The sequence below is a fragment of the Amycolatopsis sp. NPDC005232 genome (assembly GCF_040607795.1).
Taxonomy (GTDB): domain Bacteria; phylum Actinomycetota; class Actinomycetes; order Mycobacteriales; family Pseudonocardiaceae; genus Amycolatopsis.
Genome location: NZ_JBEXHL010000005.1, coordinates 13,523 through 29,052, shown reverse-complemented (window position 1 = coordinate 29,052; position 15,530 = coordinate 13,523). Strand labels below are relative to the sequence as shown.

Here is a 15,530-nt window from a genome sequence, read left to right as displayed (position 1 = left end):
CGGAACGACGGTGGGCGAGCACCCCGACGCCGGTAGGTGATCGAGCGGCAGGCCCACCACTTGCGCGGCCGGCGACCGGGAGGCGCGGCGGCTCGACGGCGCCGGCCTCGTCTGGCCGGCGCGCCACGGAGCCGTACTGGTCCGGCGGTGTCCGGTGGGAAGGAGAAGGACGGCCGCGCCGGGGCCTCGGCGATCCGGTGTCCCAACGGGACGAAATCGTCGGCGTGGCCTTGTCTCACAACGGGATCATGGCTCCCGGCAGAGCTGATGACGGGGCGATCGCAGCTCGACGCCGAGCCTCGTGCGTGTCGCAGCGAGGCCGGCTACGTGATCGGGCTCCAGCGTCTGGTCGCCGGCGACGGCTGGCGTCGCGCGAAACGATCGGAAGGTGTGCAGCACTCGCGGGACGGGGCCGGGCTCGGAGTCACCCTTTCCCCGTCCGGGGCTTGAGCGCCGCGGCAGGTGCGGACGAGCGGCTCTTGAACGAAGCCCGCTGTCGAGCCGCGGCGTGACCTCGTCCGTGCCGACTTCGGTTCAGCCCGTCGTGGGGCCACGGCGATCCACCGATGCGGCCGGTCGCCGCACCTTCGACCCGACCGGCTCGACGCCGCCGGCGAAGCCGGGGCGTCGATCAGGTCGCCAGGGTGGAACGCCGGTGTTTACAGCTCGACGTTGCGGTAGAGCGAACCGACCTCACCGCGGTTGAGCCGGCGGATGGTGCCCGGCCGCTGGGCGCCCAGCTGCACGTCGCCGACCGCGGTGCGCACGAGCTTGCGCACCGGGTGCCCGGTCGAGGCCATCAGGCGGCGCACGATGTGCTTCTTGCCCTCGTGGATCACGAGCTCGATCATGCTGCGGCCCGAGTGCATGTCCTTCACGCGGAACTGGTCGACCTTCACGATGCCGTCGGGCAGCTCCCAGCCGGCCCGCAGCTCCTTGCCGAGCCCGCGCGGCACGAGACCCTCGACCTCGGCGAAGTAGGTCTTGAGCACGTTGTACGACGGGTGCATCAGCCGGTGGCCGAGGTCGCCGTCGTTGGTGAGCAGCAGCAGGCCCTCGGTGTTCTCGTCGAGCCGGCCCACGTGCACGACGCCGGGGGTCTCCTCCCAGCGGCCGCGCAGGTAGTCGCCGACGCACGGGCGGCCGCGGTCGTCCGACATCGTCGAGTGCACGCCCTTGGGCTTGTTGAAGGAAAGGTACACGAGGTCGTCGCGCAGGTTCACGCGCGTGCCGTCGACGTGGATCACGGCCTCGACCGGGTCGACGCGGCGGCCCAGCTCGGTGACGATCTGGCCGTCCACCTCCACCCGGCCCTCCACGATCAGGTCCTCGGCCGCGCGCCGCGAGGCGATGCCGGCCTGGGAGAGGACCTTTTGCAGCCGGACGCCGTCGGGGTGCTGGTCAGATGTCATCGATGGTGTCCACTTCGGGTAGCAGCGGAGCGATCGGGGGCAGGTCATTCAGCGACGACAGCCCCAGTCGCTCCAGGAACAGCTCGGTCGTCACGTACAGCGTGCCCGTCGTCTCGGGGTCTGTGCCCATCTCTTCGATGAGGCCGCGGGCCAGCAGGGTGCGGATCACGCCGTCGACGTTGACCCCGCGCACCGCGGCGACCCTGGCCCTGGTCACCGGCTGCCGGTACGCGATCACGGCGAGGCTCTCCAGCGCGGCCCGGGTCAGCTTCGACCGCTGGCCGTCGAGCAGGAGCTTCTCCACGAACGGGGCGTACGTATCCCTAGTGTAGAACCGCCACCCTTCGCCGACGCGCCGCAGGTCGATCCCGCTCCCCCGCTCGGTGAGCCGCTGCGCCATCGTCCGCAGCGCGACGGTGACCCGCGCCACCGACTGCCCCACGGTCTCGGCCAGCATCTGCTCGCCCGCCGGCGAGTCGACGACGAGCAGCAGCGCCTCGAGAGCGGCCTCCAGCGCCTCGTCGGACGTCACGTCGGGCAGGTCGCTGACCGGCTCGACACCCTCCTCCGAGCCCGGCTGGTCGGCTCCGGCGGCCGCGTCCACCGGCTCCCCCTCGCCCGATTCGGCTTCGGGGCTCTCGGCGCCGGACTCGGGTTCCGGCTGCGCGATCGGCTCGGCGGACTCGGGCTCCGGGTGTGCCTCGCCCTCCTCCTCGGCTTCGGCCTCGGTGTCGGCCCGAACCTCGCTCGCCACAACGGCCTCGGGTTCCGGCTCGGGTTCCAGCTCGGGTTCTGCCGCGGCCTCGGTCGCCCCGGGCTCCGGCTCGGCCTCGTCCGTGTTCGCCTCGTCCGCGCTCGACTCGGCCTCTTCCGGCGCCCTGTCGCCTTCGGCCCCTTCGCCGGTCGTGCCGGGCGAAGCCTCGGCAACGTCCTCCTGCGGAGAACCTTCCGGCGCGACACCGGGTTCGGGCAGCTCGGACACCGACGCGTTCGGCGCCACGACCTCGTCGAGGTCGATCGCTTCCACGGCCGGCGTCGCGGCGCGGTCGTCTTCGGTGCTCACCCGTACTCCTCTTCGTCGGCCGCCGTGCGGTCGTGGGCCGCGGCGGCCGAGGCCTCCGCGACGCTGCCGCCGGTCCAGCGCACGTGGAGCTCGGCGAGCGCCTCGAGCTGCTCGAACTGCACCGTCGACTCGCGGTACAGCTCCAGCAGCGCGAGGAACCGCGCGACGATCTCCACGGTGTACTCGCAGTCCTCCACGAGCTCCTTGAACGTGGCCTGTCCCGCCTCCGCGAGCTTCAGCCGCAACAGCGCCGCGTGCTCGCGCACGGACACGTGGCCCATGTGCAAGTGCGCGAGCGACACCGTCGGCGGCGGCTTCGGTTTGAAGACCGTGACGGCGATGTCCGCGAACTTCGGCGGCGTCACGCCGAGCATCACCTCGGGCAGCAGCCCGACATAACGCTCCTCCAGCGCCACCGAGCGCGGGTAGCGCCGCAGCGCGCCTTGCTCCAGCTCGCCGAACAGCGCCGCCACCTGCTTGTACGCGCGGTACTGCAGCACGCGCGCGAAGAGCAGGTCGCGGGCTTCCAGGAGCGCGAGGTCGTCCTCGTTCTCCACTTCCGCCGAGGGCAGCAGCCGCGCGGCCTTGAGGTCCAGCAGGGTCGCGGCGATGACCAGGAACTCCGTGGTCTCGTCGAGGTTCCAGTCGGACCCGAGCGCACGCGTGTAGGCGATGAAATCGTCGGTGACCGTGTGCAGCGCGACCTCGGTGACGTCGAGCTGGTGCTGCGAGATCAGCTGCAGCAGCAGGTCGAACGGCCCCTCGAAGTTCTTCAGGCGCACCTTGAACTTCGAGGTGCTGAGCTCCTCGGCGTAGCCCTCCGGGATCGTCCCGCCGTGCACGGTCTCGTGCTCGACGGGCTTCTCCTCCTGGCCCGGCGTTTCCTCCGCTGTCGCAGTTTCGCCCTGGCCCGCCGTCTCGTCCTGGCTCGGAGTCTCGTCCGGGCTGGGAGTTTCCTGCTGGATCGGCGTCTCGGTACCCGGGGCCGCGGCGTCCGGCTCCGGCTGCTCGGCCGATGCCGGTTCGTCCATCAGCCCTCGGTTCCGCCTTCTTCTTCCATCGCCTGCAATCGCTGGACCAGCACCGAATCTTCGCCGCGCTGGTCGAAGTCCGCGATCAGCACGGCCACGGCCTCGCGCACCAGGCGGCCGCGGTCGACCACGAGGTTGTGCTTGGCCCGCAGGTTCAGCCGGGTCTGCTCCATCGCGAGCAGCTCGTCGCCCGCGACGTACACCGTGATCTTCGCGTCGTGCTTCGTGCGGCCGGAGCCGCTGCGCGCCGCGGCGCGGCTGAGCTGGTCGGCGTCCTCGCTCTTCCTCGGGAGCGGTTCGGCCGGTGCGGGCGCCGCCGGGCGGTCGAGTGCCGGGCTGACAGGACTGGAGGTGAGGCGGAAGAGTTCCGACGCTCCGGGCAGGGAAGCGCGCCTGCTCACCGAGCGATCACCTCGCGAGCCAGCGCGCGATAGGCTGCCGCGCCGGCCGACTTGGGGGCCCAGGTCGTGATCGGCTCACCCGCGACTGTCGTCTCGGGGAACCGCACGGTGCGGTTGATCACCGTGTCGAACACGATGTCGCCGAATGCCTCCACCACGCGAGCCATGACCTCCTTCGAGTGCAGGGTTCTCGGGTCGTACATCGTGGCGAGAATCCCCGTGATGTCCAGTTTGGGGTTGAGGCGTTCCTGCACCTTCTCGATCGTGTCGATCAGGAGCGCGACGCCTCGCAGACTGAAGAACTCGCACTCCAAGGGGATGATCACACCGTCCGCAGCGGTCAATGCGTTCACCGTCAACAGGCCGAGCGAGGGCTGGCAGTCGACAAGAACATAGTCGTAGTCGTTCATGACCGGACGAAGGACCCGTAACAACGTGTGTTCGCGCCCTACCTCTGCGACGAGCTGGACCTCGGCCGCGGACAGGTCGATGTTGCTCGGCAGCAGGTCAACGCCGTCGACGCGGGTTTTGCGGAGCACGTCCTCGATGCCGACGGAGCGCTCCATGATGACGTTGTAGACCGTCTGGTCCAGCTCGTGCGGCTGGATGCCGAGACCCACCGACAGGGCGCCCTGCGGGTCGAAGTCCACGAGCAGCACGCGGCGCCCGCACTCGGCGAGCGCCGCACCCAGGTTGATGGTCGACGTGGTCTTGCCGACGCCGCCCTTCTGGTTGCACATCGCGAGCACCTTGGCCGGACCGTGGTGGTCGAGCGGCGCGGGTTCGGGGATCTCGCGCAGCGGCCGGCCCGTGGGACCGATGCCGCTCTCTTCGCGCTCCTTCGCGCGCAGCCGGGCTCTCTCGGCGCGGCTCAGGCGCGGGCCGTCGGACGGCTCGTCCCCGTCGTGGTTGGCGGGGGTGGCGATTCGCGCCTGGGAGAGGCTAGCCGCGGCCGAACCGGCGGACGCGGCCGGGCGCTCCGGCTGGTTCGGTGTCGACATGGCGGGAAAGCTCCTTGTTTCGGCGTCCCCGGCAGCCTATGCGCGGAGTCGGAGCCCCGGCAAAGCGCCGCGCCGGGCCGGGCGCGCGAAGTCACCACTGGTGGCTGATGCTCTGAGGCCGGTTCAGCCCAGCGCGCGCGGGTGCGCCGTGGCGTAGACCTCGCGCAGCGTGTTGACCGTGACGAGCGTGTAGACCTGCGTCGTCGTCACCGAGGCGTGGCCCAGCAGCTCCTGCACGACGCGCACGTCGGCACCGCCTTCGAGCAGGTGCGTGGCGAACGAGTGGCGCAGGGTGTGCGGCGAGACGTCGGCGGTGATCCCCGCGCGTTCGGCGGTGTCCTTGAGGACCTGCCACGCGCTCTGGCGGGACAGCCTGCTGCCGCGGGCGTTGAGGAACATCGCGGACGTGCCGCGCCCGTGCGCCGCGAGCACCGGGCGCGCCCGCACGAGGTACGCGTGCAGCGCCTCGACCGCGGGCCGGCCGATCGGGACGAGCCGCTGTTTGCCGCCCTTGCCGTCGAGCAGCACGGTGCGGTCGGTGTCGTCGACGTCGTCCACGTCGAGCCCGACGGCTTCGGAGATCCGGGCGCCGGTGGAATAGAGCAGTTCGAGCAGCGCCCGGTCGCGCAGTGCGCGCTCGCCGTCGGGCGGCGGGGTCTCGAGCAGCTTGAGGACGTCGGTCACGGGCAGCGCCTTGGGCAGCCTCTTCGCCGCGGCAGGCGGGCGGACCTCGCGCGCGGGGTCGTGCTCGGTGTTGCCGTCGGCGTGGGCGAACTTGTGCAGCCCGCGCACGGCGACCAGCGCCCGCGCGGCCGAGGACGCGGCGAGCGGCCGGTGCTCCTCGTCGCCTTCGCGCAGGGCCGCGCCGAACGACGTGACGTGCGCCGGCGTCACGTCCGGGAACCGCGTGACGTCCGCGGCGGCGAGGTGCGCGGCGTACCGGCGCAGGTCGCGGGCGTAGCTGTCGAGCGTGTTGCGGGCGGTGCCGCGCTCGACCACGAGGTGGTCCAGGTACGCGGCGATCACTTCCGCCACCGCCGTCCCGCCCGTGCCCGTCACGGGGTCACACTCTAGGCCGCCGGGCCGTCCGTGCCCGCCGACGCGCGGCGGGCACGGACGGGTAGATCAGCCTTCCGCTCGGCGCCGGGCGAAGCGGGTGGGCCGGTCCCGCCACGGCGCGTCGGCCGGGCGGGCCTTCGCCGCGCCGGTGACCACCGCGTGGGCGGCCAGCACACCCGAGACGGTCGCGCCGTTCACCAGCTCACCCGAGAGCGCCATGGCGACGGCTTCGGCGAGCGGGAACTTCTTCACCACGAGGTCGGCCTCCTCCTCGCCGAGCACCTCACGGTCCACTTCGGACAGGCCGCGGGCGAGGAACACCCGCACCACCTCGTCGGTGAACCCTGGCGAGGCGGCCACGTCCACCAGCGTCGACCACTCGTCCGCCGCCAGCCCGACCTCTTCCACGAGCTCGCGCTTCGCCGCGTCGACGGGGTTCTCCCCCGGCTTGTCGATCAGACCCGCCGGCAGCTCCCACAGCCGGTGCCCGAGCGGGTGCCGGTACTGGTGGACCATCGTCACCGCGGCATCGACACCACTGCCGTCGAGCGTGAGGATCGCGACGGCACCGAGGTGCTCCACGACCTCGCGCTTCGCCGTCCCGCCGCCGGGCATCACCACCTCGTCGACCCGCAGGCCGACGACGCGTCCGATGTGGACGACCCGGGTGCCGGCGACCGTGAACTCGTGCGTGCCGGGCTCGGTCACCGGGCCGCCACGGGCGCCTCGGCGAGCTCCACCGGCAGCCGCTCGGCGACCTTGCGGTCCACCACGGCCTTCACGAACGCGCTGAAGAGCGGGTGCGGCCGCGTCGGGCGGCTCTTGAGCTCCGGGTGCGCCTGCGTGCCGACGAAGAACGGGTGCACGTCGGCCGGCAGCTCCACGAACTCGACCAGGTGGTCGTCGGGCGAGGTGCCGGAGAACACGAGCCCGGCGTCGGAGAGCTGCTTGCGGTAGGCGTTGTTGACCTCGTAGCGGTGGCGGTGGCGCTCGGAGACCTCGGTGCTGCCGTACGCCTTCGCGACCTGCGAGCCCGGCTTGAGCTTCGCCGGGTACGCGCCAAGGCGCATCGTGCCGCCCATGTCCCGCTCGCCCGCGACCACGTCACGCTGGTCGGCCATCGTCGAGATCACCGCGTGCTCGGTGTCCTCGTCGAACTCCGCCGAGTTGGCGTCCGCGATGCCCGCCAGGTGCCGCGCGCCTTCGATGACCATGCACTGCAGGCCGAGGCACAGCCCGAGCAGCGGCACGCCGCGCGTGCGCGCGTACTCGATGGCGCCGACCTTGCCCTCGATGCCGCGGATGCCGAACCCGCCGGGGATCAGCACGCCGTCCACATCGGACAGCACCGAAGCGGCGCCCGACGCGGTCTGCGCGTCGTCCGAGGCGACCCACACGATCTCGACCTTGGCGCGGTGGGCGAACCCGCCCGCGCGCAGGGCCTCGGTGACCGAGAGGTACGCGTCGGGCAGGTCGATGTACTTGCCCACCACGGCGATCCGCACCGTCTCGCTCGGGTTGTGCACTCGGTTGAGCAGGTCGCCCCACACCGTCCAGTCGACGTCGCGGAACGGCAGCCCCAGGCGGCGCACCACGTAGGCGTCGAGCGCCTCGCCGTGCAGCACCTTGGGGATGTCGTAGATCGAGCGCGCGTCCGGGCAGGCGATGACCGCCTCCGAGTCGACGTCGCACATCAGGCCGATCTTGCGCTTGAGGTCCTCGGGGATCTCCCGGTCGGCCCGGCAGACCAGCGCGTCGGGCTGGATGCCGATGTTGCGCAGCGCGGCAACGGAGTGCTGGGTCGGCTTGGTCTTGAGCTCACCCGACGGCGCGAGGTAGGGCACGAGCGACACGTGCAGGAAGAAGCAGTGGTCCCGCCCGACGTCGTGGCGCACCTGGCGGCACGCCTCGAGGAACGGCAGCGACTCGATGTCGCCGACCGTGCCGCCGACCTCGGTGATGACCACGTCCGGGGTGTTCCCGTGCTCGTCCGGACCGGCCGCGGCGGTGATGCGCGACTTGATCTCGTCCGTGATGTGCGGGATGACCTGCACGGTGTCGCCGAGGTACTCGCCTCGGCGTTCCTTGGCGATGACCTCCGAGTAGACCTGGCCGGTCGTGACGTTGGCCTTGCCGTCGAGGTCCCGGTCGAGGAACCGCTCGTAGTGCCCGATGTCGAGATCCGTCTCCGCACCGTCGTCGGTGACGAACACCTCACCGTGCTGGAACGGGTTCATCGTCCCAGGGTCGACGTTGAGATAGGGGTCGAGCTTCTGCATCGTGACGCGAAGCCCGCGTGCGGTAAGGAGCTGGCCGAGGCTCGAGGCCGTCAATCCCTTACCCAGAGAGGAGGCGACGCCTCCGGTGACAAAGACAAACTTGGTAGCCCGCGACTGATGTCCCACGGGCCGCCAGCATATCGCACGCACGCCGATCCGCTCGTTCGAGCCCGTTCCCGGCGCGGCGGCGTTGACGGAGACCGCCACGCTAGGCTTCGGTGCGTGACGGATGCGCACAAGGACGACCACGCCGACCACTGGGCCGCACCGGTCGCGGCGGCGGCACTCGACGCGCGGGTGCGCGTCCCGGGCTCGAAGTCGATCACGAACCGCGCCTACGTGCTGGCCGCCCTCGCGGGCGCGCCGACGCGGGTGCGCGTGCCGCTCGACTCGCGCGACACGCGGCTCATGCTCGGCGCGCTGGCCTCGCTGGGCGCCCGGTCGGAGGAGACGGCCGACGGCTTCCTCGTCCACCCCCTCGGCGCAGGCGGCAGCAGCCACGGCGAGCCGGTCGAGGTCACGCTCGGCAACGCCGGCACCGTCGCACGCTTCACGCCCGCGCTCGCCGCGCTCGGCGACTCCCCCGTGCTCTTCGACGGCGACGAGGCCATCCGCCGCCGCCCGATCGGCCCGCTGCTGGCCGCGCTGCGCCGCCTCGGGGTGCGCATCGACGATGACGGCCGCGGCGCCCCGCCCTTCACGGTCCACGGCGACGGCGGGGTCCGCGGCGGCACGGTCGACCTCGACTCGTCGGCCTCGAGCCAGTTCCTCTCCGCGCTGCTGCTGGCCGGCCCGTCCTTCGACCGCGGCGTGACCGTGCGCCTGGTCGGCGACGCGCCGCCGAGCGAGCCGCACATCGCGATGACGCTCGACATGCTGCACCGCTTCGGCGCAGGAGTGGAGCGCGAAGGCGCGGAGTTCCACGTCGCGCCGGCGAAGCTGTCGTGCCCCGAGTACGTCGTGGAACCGGACCTGTCCACGGCCGCGCCGTTCGTGGCCGCCGCCGTGGCCGCGGGCGGCACCGTGCGCGTCGCGGGCTGGCCGAGCACCACGACCCAGCCCGGCGACTGGCTGCGCAGCTTCCTGCCGGCGCTCGGCGCGTCGGTCCGGCTCGAGGACGGCGGCCTCGCCGTCACCGGCGGCTCGCACATCCCGGGTGTCGAGCTCGACCTGCACGAGGTCGGCGAGCTGACCCCGGTGGTCGCCGCGCTGCTCTGCTTCGCCGACAGCCCGTCGGTGATCAGCGGCGTCGCGCACCTGCGTGGCCACGAGACCGACCGGATCACAGCACTGGCCACGGAGCTGTCGGCGCTCGGCGGCGACGTCTCCGAAACGGACGACGGCCTGCGTATCACGCCGGCCCCACTGCACGGCGGCGTCTTCCACACCTACGACGACCACCGCCTCGTCATGGCCGCGGCCGTGCTGGGCCTGCGCGTGCCCGGCATCCGCGTCGAAAACCCCGCCACGGTGGGGAAAACGTTCCCGGCGTTCGTCGAGACGTGGACGGAATTGTTGGCCCCGGCTCCGCTGTAATTTTGCCCCGGCTCCGCCGGGGCGGCGAGATCGCCTTTGAGCCGGCCTCCGGCTGTGGACGGTCGGATCGGCCGGGGGCCGATCGCACCGCCCACATCCGGAAACCGGCGCGATCTCGCGGGTGGGTCGGCTTTGGGCAGGTGGCGATCTCGCGGAGGCGGCGAGGGGCGGCGGGTGGCAGGCTCGTCGAGGGAGGTGCGTGCCGGATTGGGCTGCGCGCGCAGCAGGCGCGGCGTGAAGGCCTCGCGCGCTGGGTTCGCCGCGGCCCCGTTGCCTAAGCGGCTGCGGTGGCGGCCACCCGCTTGAGCTCCAGGCGCGGCCGGCCCGTCAGTGCTTTGCTCCACGGCAGCCGCCGGAGCACCTCTACAAGCACCAGCGTCAGCGCCACTGTGGCCGGGTAGACGACCACGGTCGTCCACGGCGCCCCCACGCCGTCGCCGACGAGCGCGATCAGGGGACTCAGCAGCGCCAGGGCGAGCGGGTGCGTCAGGAAGATCGCGAACGACCGGTCCACCGCCCACGACACCACACGGCCGCCGGGCCGGCCCGCCTCCGCCCAGCGCGTGCCCGCGAGGAGCAGGCCCGCGATGGCCGCGACGCACCACGGCACCAGGTAGGGCCGGAACGCGTCGCTCGCCAGCTCCGGCCACAGTCCGTTGTGGACACTGACGAAGTAGCCCGTCTCGGCCACGGCGAGGCTGACCACCAGCCCGCCGGCCACGAACCACCGGTGCCGCCGCACCCACGCCTGCACTGCCTCGAAGTGCACGGCCGCGACGGCGCCGAGGACCGAGTAGAACTGGTACGGCAGCAGCGTCGTGAAGAACCGGCTCACAGTCGAGTACTCCACGCCTTCCGGCGGGTAGCTCAGGAAACACGTGACCGCGATCTGCACCGCGCCGGAGATCCCCAACACGAGCCACGGCCGGCGCGCGAACGTGCGCACCAGCTTCATCAGCACCGGGAACAGCAGGTACACCTGCAGCGTCACGAGCAGGAAGTACAGGTGGTACCACGCTGTCCCGTCGGCGATCTCGATCCCGAGCGCGCGCAGGGCCGCGGCGACGGAGCCGACGGGCTGCTCCGCGGTGACCAGCGAATAGCCCCAGTAGAGCACCGACCAGGCCACGTAGGGCACCGCGACCAGCGGCACCCGCCGGCGCCAGAACGCCATCGGCCGCGGCGGGCGCGAGCGGTAGGAGAACACGAGCACGAACGTCGTCAGCGCGAAGAACGCCTCGCGGGTGAGGTGCAGCGGCATCTCGAGCGCGTCGGACACCACGTCCTGCGGGAAGGTCGTCGCCCCCAGCACATGCATGAAGATCACCAGGGCGAAGGTGATCACACGGTACAGGTCGAGCTGGTACACGTGGGCCGCCCGCGCCGGGGCCGCCGCGGGGGCGGGGGCGATCTCGGTCGTGGTCATCGTGCGGCCGGGCGCCCGGGTGCGGAGTGGATCATGCGACCACATTTGCCGCACTGCCTGTGAAGCAGCCATGAAGTGGCTGAGAACCCGCTTTACCGCTGGAAAACGGGCGTAGCGAAGATCACGCCCGTCCACGGACCGGGATCGCGGCCGCACCGCAGTGGTACATACCACTCAAGCCCTGCGCGCCTGAGGTCCCGAAAAGGGAGTGCGGAGCGCACGACGGCAGGCGTAGCGTCCGACGGCCATGGGCGATCGAGACGATCCGGCCGACGGCTGGTTCCCGGAGAGTGTGGCCGCGGGATACGACGATCCGGGTGGCGCGAACGCGCCTGAAGTGGTGACGCCCGCGGTGGACGTCCTCGAGGAGCTGGCCGACGGCCCCGTGCTCGAATTCGCCGTCGGGACCGGGCGGATCGCCGCCCCGCTGGCCACGCGCGGCGTGCGAGTCAGCGGCATCGAGCTGAGCCGGGCCATGGCGGAGCGGATCGCGAGCAAGCCGGGCGGCGACGCGGTCGCCGTCACGATCGGCGACATGACGTCGGCGCGGGTGGCCGGTGAGTTCTCGCTGGTCTGCCTGGTGTTCAACACGATCGGCAACGTGACCACACAGGACGCGCAGGTCGACGTGTTCCGGAACGCGGCCGCGCATCTGCGGCCGGGCGGGCTGTTCCTCGTCGAGGTGGGTCTGCCGGATCTGCGCCGCCTGCCGCCCGGGCAGGACACCGTCCCGTTCGCGGTGGCGCTCGACCACGAAGGCGCCGGCTACGTGGGGTTCGACCAGTACGACGTCGTGACCCAGGAGTTCACCTCGAACCACCTCACCGTGTCACCGGACGGAACGGGGCGGTTTCGCCGCATCCCCTTCCGGTACGTCTGGCCGGCCGAGCTGGACCTCATGGCGCGCATCGCCGGGATGAAACCGAAGTACCGCTGGGCGGACTGGGATCGTTCTGAGCTCACGGCGGGCAGCACCAAGCACGTGTCGGTCTGGGAGAAGAGCTGAAGCACTCCCGGCTGTCGGCCGAGCCTCAGTCCGTCAGCCACGGCCGGAGTTTCTCGGGGTTGCGGATCACCCAGATGTGCTTGATCCGATCGTCCGCGACGTCGAACGCGTACACCGTCTGCGTGATTCCGTCCCGCTGGGCCACGAGACCGGGCTGACCGTTGACCGTGCGTTCCGCCAGCGTCGTGGTCCCGAGCGCACGGTGGGCGAGCTCGATCCAGGCCCGCGCGATCTGCCCGGCGCCTTCGATGGGGTGCAGGAAGGTCAGGGCGCGTCCGCCACCGTCGGCGATCGCCGTCGCGTCGGGATCGAGCAGGCCGATCAGCGCAGTGATGTCCTTCGCTTCCCACGCCTGCTTGAAGTCCCTGACGACGCTCGCCTGCCGGGCCGCCGGGCTCGCGGGTGCCTGCGCCGCGCGGACGCGGCGGCGGGCTGAGGAAGCCAGCTGCCGGCAGGCCGCCGGCGTACGGCCGACGATCCCGGCCACTTCGGGGAACGAGTAGCGGAACACGTCGTGCAGGATGAACGCCACCCGCTCGGCCGGGGTCATCGACTCGAGCACGACGAGGAAGGCCATGCCGACCGACTCGTCGAGGGTGACCCGATCGGCCGGGTCGGCGCTGCCGGCTCGCCCGGGCCACTCCGCCGGTCCGGGCAGCGGCTCGGGGATCCATTCGCCCACGTAGGTCTCCCGCCGGGCCCGCGCCGAGCCGAGCAGGTTGAGGCAGATGCGGCTGGCGACCGTCGTCAGCCACGCGCCGGGAGACTCGACGGCGTCCTGCTGCTCCCGCGACAGCGCGTACCAGCGGGCATAGGTCTCCTGCACGGCGTCCTCGGCCTCGGCCAGGGAGCCGAGCAGCCGGTAGGCGAGGTTGGTCAGGTGCCGGCGCTCGCTCATGATCGCGCTCAGGCCCGGTTCGGGTGGGGTGGTCATCGTGGCGGCGGCTCCCTCGGTCTCGTGCTGCCCTCAGCAGTACGACACGACAGCGACCCGAACTGTGAGGCCGGCGTGCCGCCTCACACTTCGGGGACGTGTGTTGTCGAGCTGGTGACACTCTCGACCACCACCAGGAGACACCATGACCACCTCGGCTCCGTCGTTCACCGCCCCGGCTTCCGCGCAGCGCCTGCAACGCGCGGCCACCGCGCTGACGGCCCACGGCTTCACCGTCGAGATCCTCGACGACGTCGCCGCCGCCCGCACCCGCATCTCCGCCCTGATCCCCGAGGGCGCCAGCGTACTCACCGCGGCCAGCGAAACGCTGCGGTTGTCCGGCATCGACGACGACCTCAACTCCAGCGGGCGGTACGAGGCGATCAAGCCCCGAACCCTGGCCATGGACCGCGCCACCGAAGCCGACGACATCCGCCGGCTGCGCGCCAGCCCCGACTTCCTCGTGGGCAGCGTCGCCGCCGTCACCGAAACCGGCTCGCTCGTGATCGCCTCCGGCAGCGGCAGCCAGCTGCCCGCGTCGTCCGGCGGCGCCGCCCGCGCGATCTGGATCGTCGGGGCGCAGAAGGTCGTGCCCGACCTGGACGCAGCCCTGCGCCGCGTCGAAGACCACTGCCTCCCGCTGGAAAGCGAACGCGCCCTCGCGGCCTACGGCTGGCCCAGCGCCGTCAACCGGCTGCTGGTCCTCAACTCGGAACCCTTCCCGGGCCGCGGCACCGTCGTGTTGCTCCGCGAAGCCATCGGGTTCTGAGGCGCAGCTGGGCCGCCGGCGCCGGTGCTCGATTGACAGGGCGCCGGATGGCCCCGCACAATTCGCGTCGCCACAGCCGCACCGCCGCCCGGTTGCCGTGGGGATCCCTGGCGTCCCCGGTAGTTCGAAGGGCGAAACAGTGCGAAGGCAGTTACGCGTTCTCGGCGCGACCGTGCTCACCGCGGTCCTCGCGGTGGTCCCGCTGAACGGCACGACGGCGGCAGCGCAGCCGGTGCCGCACACGATCGTGACGGACGGCAAGAAGCTGGCGCAGATCCGCGCCGAGTTGCACAGCGGGCACGCCACCGCGGCGCAAAAAGCCGCGCTGAAGACGTTGCTGGGCAAGGCCGACGAGGCGCTGACCGCCGGTCCGTGGTCGGTCATGGACAAGCCCACCACCCCGCCGAGCGGCGACAAGCACGACTACCAGAGCCAGGCGCCCTACCAGTGGGCCAGCCAGCCGAAGACGCCGGACAACCCGCAGGGCTGCCCGTACGTGAACCGCGACGGCGAGCGCAACCCCGAGGCAGACGCGATCACCGACCACACCTACCGCATGGTGGCGTGGGACGCGATCTACTACCTCAGCACGGCCTGGTACTACACCGGCGACGCGAAGTACGCCCAACGCGCCGCCCTCGACATCCGCACGTGGTTCCTCGACCCGGCGACGCGGATGAACCCGAACATGACCTATTCGCAGATCGTGCCGTGCAAGAACACGATCAGCGGCACGGGGATCATCGACTCCACGCAGTCGTTCAGCCAGCTGCTCGACGCGTTCGCGCTACTCGACTCCGGCGCGCCCGGCTGGACCGGCCACGACCGCTCGGCGATCCGCGCGTGGCTCGGCCAGTACCTCACCTGGATGCAGACCAGCCCGCAGGCGAAGCTGGAGCTGGCCGCGACCAACAACCACGGCACGTTCCTCGACATGCAGAACGCCACCATCGCCGCCTATCTCGGCAAGACGGACCAGGCGCGCAAGATCGTGACCGACGCGCTGCACAAGCGGTTCCCGGTGCAGTTCGACGCCGAAGGCAACCAGCCTCTCGAGCTCACGCGCACGATCTCGTGGCACTACGTGAACTTCAACCTCACAGCGTGGGGCCGGATGGCGGAGGTCGGGCACACCCTCGGCGTCGATGTGTGGGGCTACCGCGCGGACAACGGCGTGACGCTGCGCAAGGTCGTCGACCGGCTCATCCCGGCGGCGCTGCACGGCGTGCCGTCGTGGCCGTACCCGCAGATCGCCCCGCTGGACCAGTCGATCGCCGCGGACATCTTCCACGCGGCGGCCGAGGAGGCCCACGACACCGACGCGGCGAAGGCGCTCAAGCAGATGCCGCTGCCCGCCGGCGGGGACACGTGGCCGGTGCGCGTCACGTGTTTCCCACTCGACCCGCCGCTCAAGTGACGGGCCGACCTTCGGCGGGCTTTTCCGGACGAAACACCCGATAGCGCCCACGGTCTCGAAATTGGTCTAGTCCAAAGTATTGACTCTCCCTGTGCACTGGTTCACATTCAGCAACGGGCCGGTACCGCTCAGGCAGTGATCCACACGTCGCGTCGGTCCTCCGCGCACTCCCCGGGCGCGGAGGACCGTTCGCCTG

Annotated in this window: 14 protein-coding genes; 4 read left to right on the top strand and 10 right to left on the bottom strand. The window is 71.5% G+C overall.

Features of this window, described 5'->3' with window-relative positions:
* Window positions 1–659: 659 nt before the first annotated feature.
* The 8 genes from ABZU76_RS11575 to ABZU76_RS11540 form a co-directional block, all read right to left on the bottom strand.
* On the bottom strand, window positions 660–1,412 hold the full coding sequence (locus tag ABZU76_RS11575; protein WP_354867676.1) for a pseudouridine synthase: 753 nt from the start codon (window positions 1,410–1,412) through the stop codon (window positions 660–662).
* Window positions 1,402–2,082, bottom strand: a complete 681-nt coding sequence (gene scpB / locus ABZU76_RS11570; protein WP_354868406.1) for an SMC-Scp complex subunit ScpB — start codon at window positions 2,080–2,082, stop codon at window positions 1,402–1,404. Before scpB ends, ABZU76_RS11575 begins: the two co-directional genes overlap by 11 nt.
* A gap of 389 nt (window positions 2,083–2,471) precedes the next feature.
* Window positions 2,472–3,506 carry a segregation/condensation protein A gene (locus ABZU76_RS11565; RefSeq protein WP_354867673.1) on the bottom strand — a complete coding sequence of 345 codons (1,035 nt, stop codon included), beginning with the start codon at window positions 3,504–3,506 and terminating at the stop codon, window positions 2,472–2,474.
* Window positions 3,506–3,907, bottom strand: a complete 402-nt coding sequence (locus ABZU76_RS11560) for a cobyrinic acid a,c-diamide synthase (RefSeq protein ID WP_220241924.1) — start codon at window positions 3,905–3,907, stop codon at window positions 3,506–3,508. The genes ABZU76_RS11565 and ABZU76_RS11560 overlap by 1 nt, the downstream gene beginning before the upstream one ends.
* Window positions 3,904–4,908 (bottom strand): AAA family ATPase, encoded by a 1,005-nt coding sequence (locus ABZU76_RS11555; protein WP_220241925.1) that lies wholly within the window; start codon window positions 4,906–4,908, stop codon window positions 3,904–3,906. Before ABZU76_RS11555 ends, ABZU76_RS11560 begins: the two co-directional genes overlap by 4 nt.
* Before the next feature lie 123 nt (window positions 4,909–5,031).
* Complete coding sequence (xerD, locus tag ABZU76_RS11550; RefSeq protein ID WP_354868404.1) at window positions 5,032–5,934, bottom strand: site-specific tyrosine recombinase XerD; 903 nt, start codon at window positions 5,932–5,934, stop codon at window positions 5,032–5,034.
* A gap of 99 nt (window positions 5,935–6,033) precedes the next feature.
* On the bottom strand, window positions 6,034–6,675 hold the full coding sequence (locus tag ABZU76_RS11545; RefSeq protein WP_354867671.1) for an NUDIX hydrolase: 642 nt from the start codon (window positions 6,673–6,675) through the stop codon (window positions 6,034–6,036).
* On the bottom strand, window positions 6,672–8,372 hold the full coding sequence (locus ABZU76_RS11540; protein ID WP_220241927.1) for a CTP synthase: 1,701 nt from the start codon (window positions 8,370–8,372) through the stop codon (window positions 6,672–6,674). Before ABZU76_RS11540 ends, ABZU76_RS11545 begins: the two co-directional genes overlap by 4 nt.
* 96 nt (window positions 8,373–8,468) lie before the next feature.
* Here ABZU76_RS11540 and aroA point away from each other — a divergent pair, with 96 nt between their 5' ends.
* Window positions 8,469–9,782 (top strand): 3-phosphoshikimate 1-carboxyvinyltransferase, encoded by a 1,314-nt coding sequence (gene aroA / locus ABZU76_RS11535; RefSeq protein ID WP_354867669.1) that lies wholly within the window; start codon window positions 8,469–8,471, stop codon window positions 9,780–9,782.
* 274 nt (window positions 9,783–10,056) lie between these two features.
* Here aroA and ABZU76_RS11530 read toward each other — a convergent pair whose 3' ends face one another.
* Window positions 10,057–11,208, bottom strand: a complete 1,152-nt coding sequence (locus ABZU76_RS11530) for an acyltransferase (RefSeq protein ID WP_354867667.1) — start codon at window positions 11,206–11,208, stop codon at window positions 10,057–10,059.
* A 247-nt stretch (window positions 11,209–11,455) separates the two neighbouring features.
* Between ABZU76_RS11530 and ABZU76_RS11525 the strand changes: the two genes are divergently transcribed.
* Window positions 11,456–12,214, top strand: a complete 759-nt coding sequence (locus ABZU76_RS11525) for a class I SAM-dependent methyltransferase (RefSeq protein WP_354867665.1) — start codon at window positions 11,456–11,458, stop codon at window positions 12,212–12,214.
* Between the two features lie 25 nt (window positions 12,215–12,239).
* On the opposite strand, the gene sigJ is transcribed toward ABZU76_RS11525, so the two are convergent.
* Window positions 12,240–13,148, bottom strand: coding sequence for an RNA polymerase sigma factor SigJ (gene sigJ / locus ABZU76_RS11520; protein WP_354867663.1), 909 nt, complete (start codon window positions 13,146–13,148; stop codon window positions 12,240–12,242).
* 145 nt (window positions 13,149–13,293) lie between these two features.
* Between sigJ and ABZU76_RS11515 the strand changes: the two genes are divergently transcribed.
* Complete coding sequence (locus tag ABZU76_RS11515) at window positions 13,294–13,917, top strand: LUD domain-containing protein (protein ID WP_354867661.1); 624 nt, start codon at window positions 13,294–13,296, stop codon at window positions 13,915–13,917.
* Between the two features lie 139 nt (window positions 13,918–14,056).
* Window positions 14,057–15,334, top strand: a complete 1,278-nt coding sequence (locus ABZU76_RS11510; protein ID WP_354867658.1) for an alginate lyase family protein — start codon at window positions 14,057–14,059, stop codon at window positions 15,332–15,334.
* Window positions 15,335–15,530 lie beyond the last annotated feature (196 nt).

Excerpts from the sequence above, each read along its gene's own strand:
- ABZU76_RS11575 (WP_354867676.1), bottom strand. The coding sequence starts at position 1,412 with ATGACATCTGACCAGCACCCCGACGGCGTCCGGCTGCAAAAGGTCCTC.
- ABZU76_RS11565 (WP_354867673.1), bottom strand. The coding sequence starts at position 3,506 with ATGGACGAACCGGCATCGGCCGAGCAGCCGGAGCCGGACGCCGCGGCC.
- ABZU76_RS11555 (WP_220241925.1), bottom strand. The coding sequence starts at position 4,908 with ATGTCGACACCGAACCAGCCGGAGCGCCCGGCCGCGTCCGCCGGTTCG.
- ABZU76_RS11530 (WP_354867667.1), bottom strand. The coding sequence starts at position 11,208 with ATGACCACGACCGAGATCGCCCCCGCCCCCGCGGCGGCCCCGGCGCGG.
- ABZU76_RS11525 (WP_354867665.1), top strand. The coding sequence starts at position 11,456 with ATGGGCGATCGAGACGATCCGGCCGACGGCTGGTTCCCGGAGAGTGTG.
- sigJ (WP_354867663.1), bottom strand. The coding sequence starts at position 13,148 with ATGACCACCCCACCCGAACCGGGCCTGAGCGCGATCATGAGCGAGCGC.
- ABZU76_RS11515 (WP_354867661.1), top strand. The coding sequence starts at position 13,294 with ATGACCACCTCGGCTCCGTCGTTCACCGCCCCGGCTTCCGCGCAGCGC.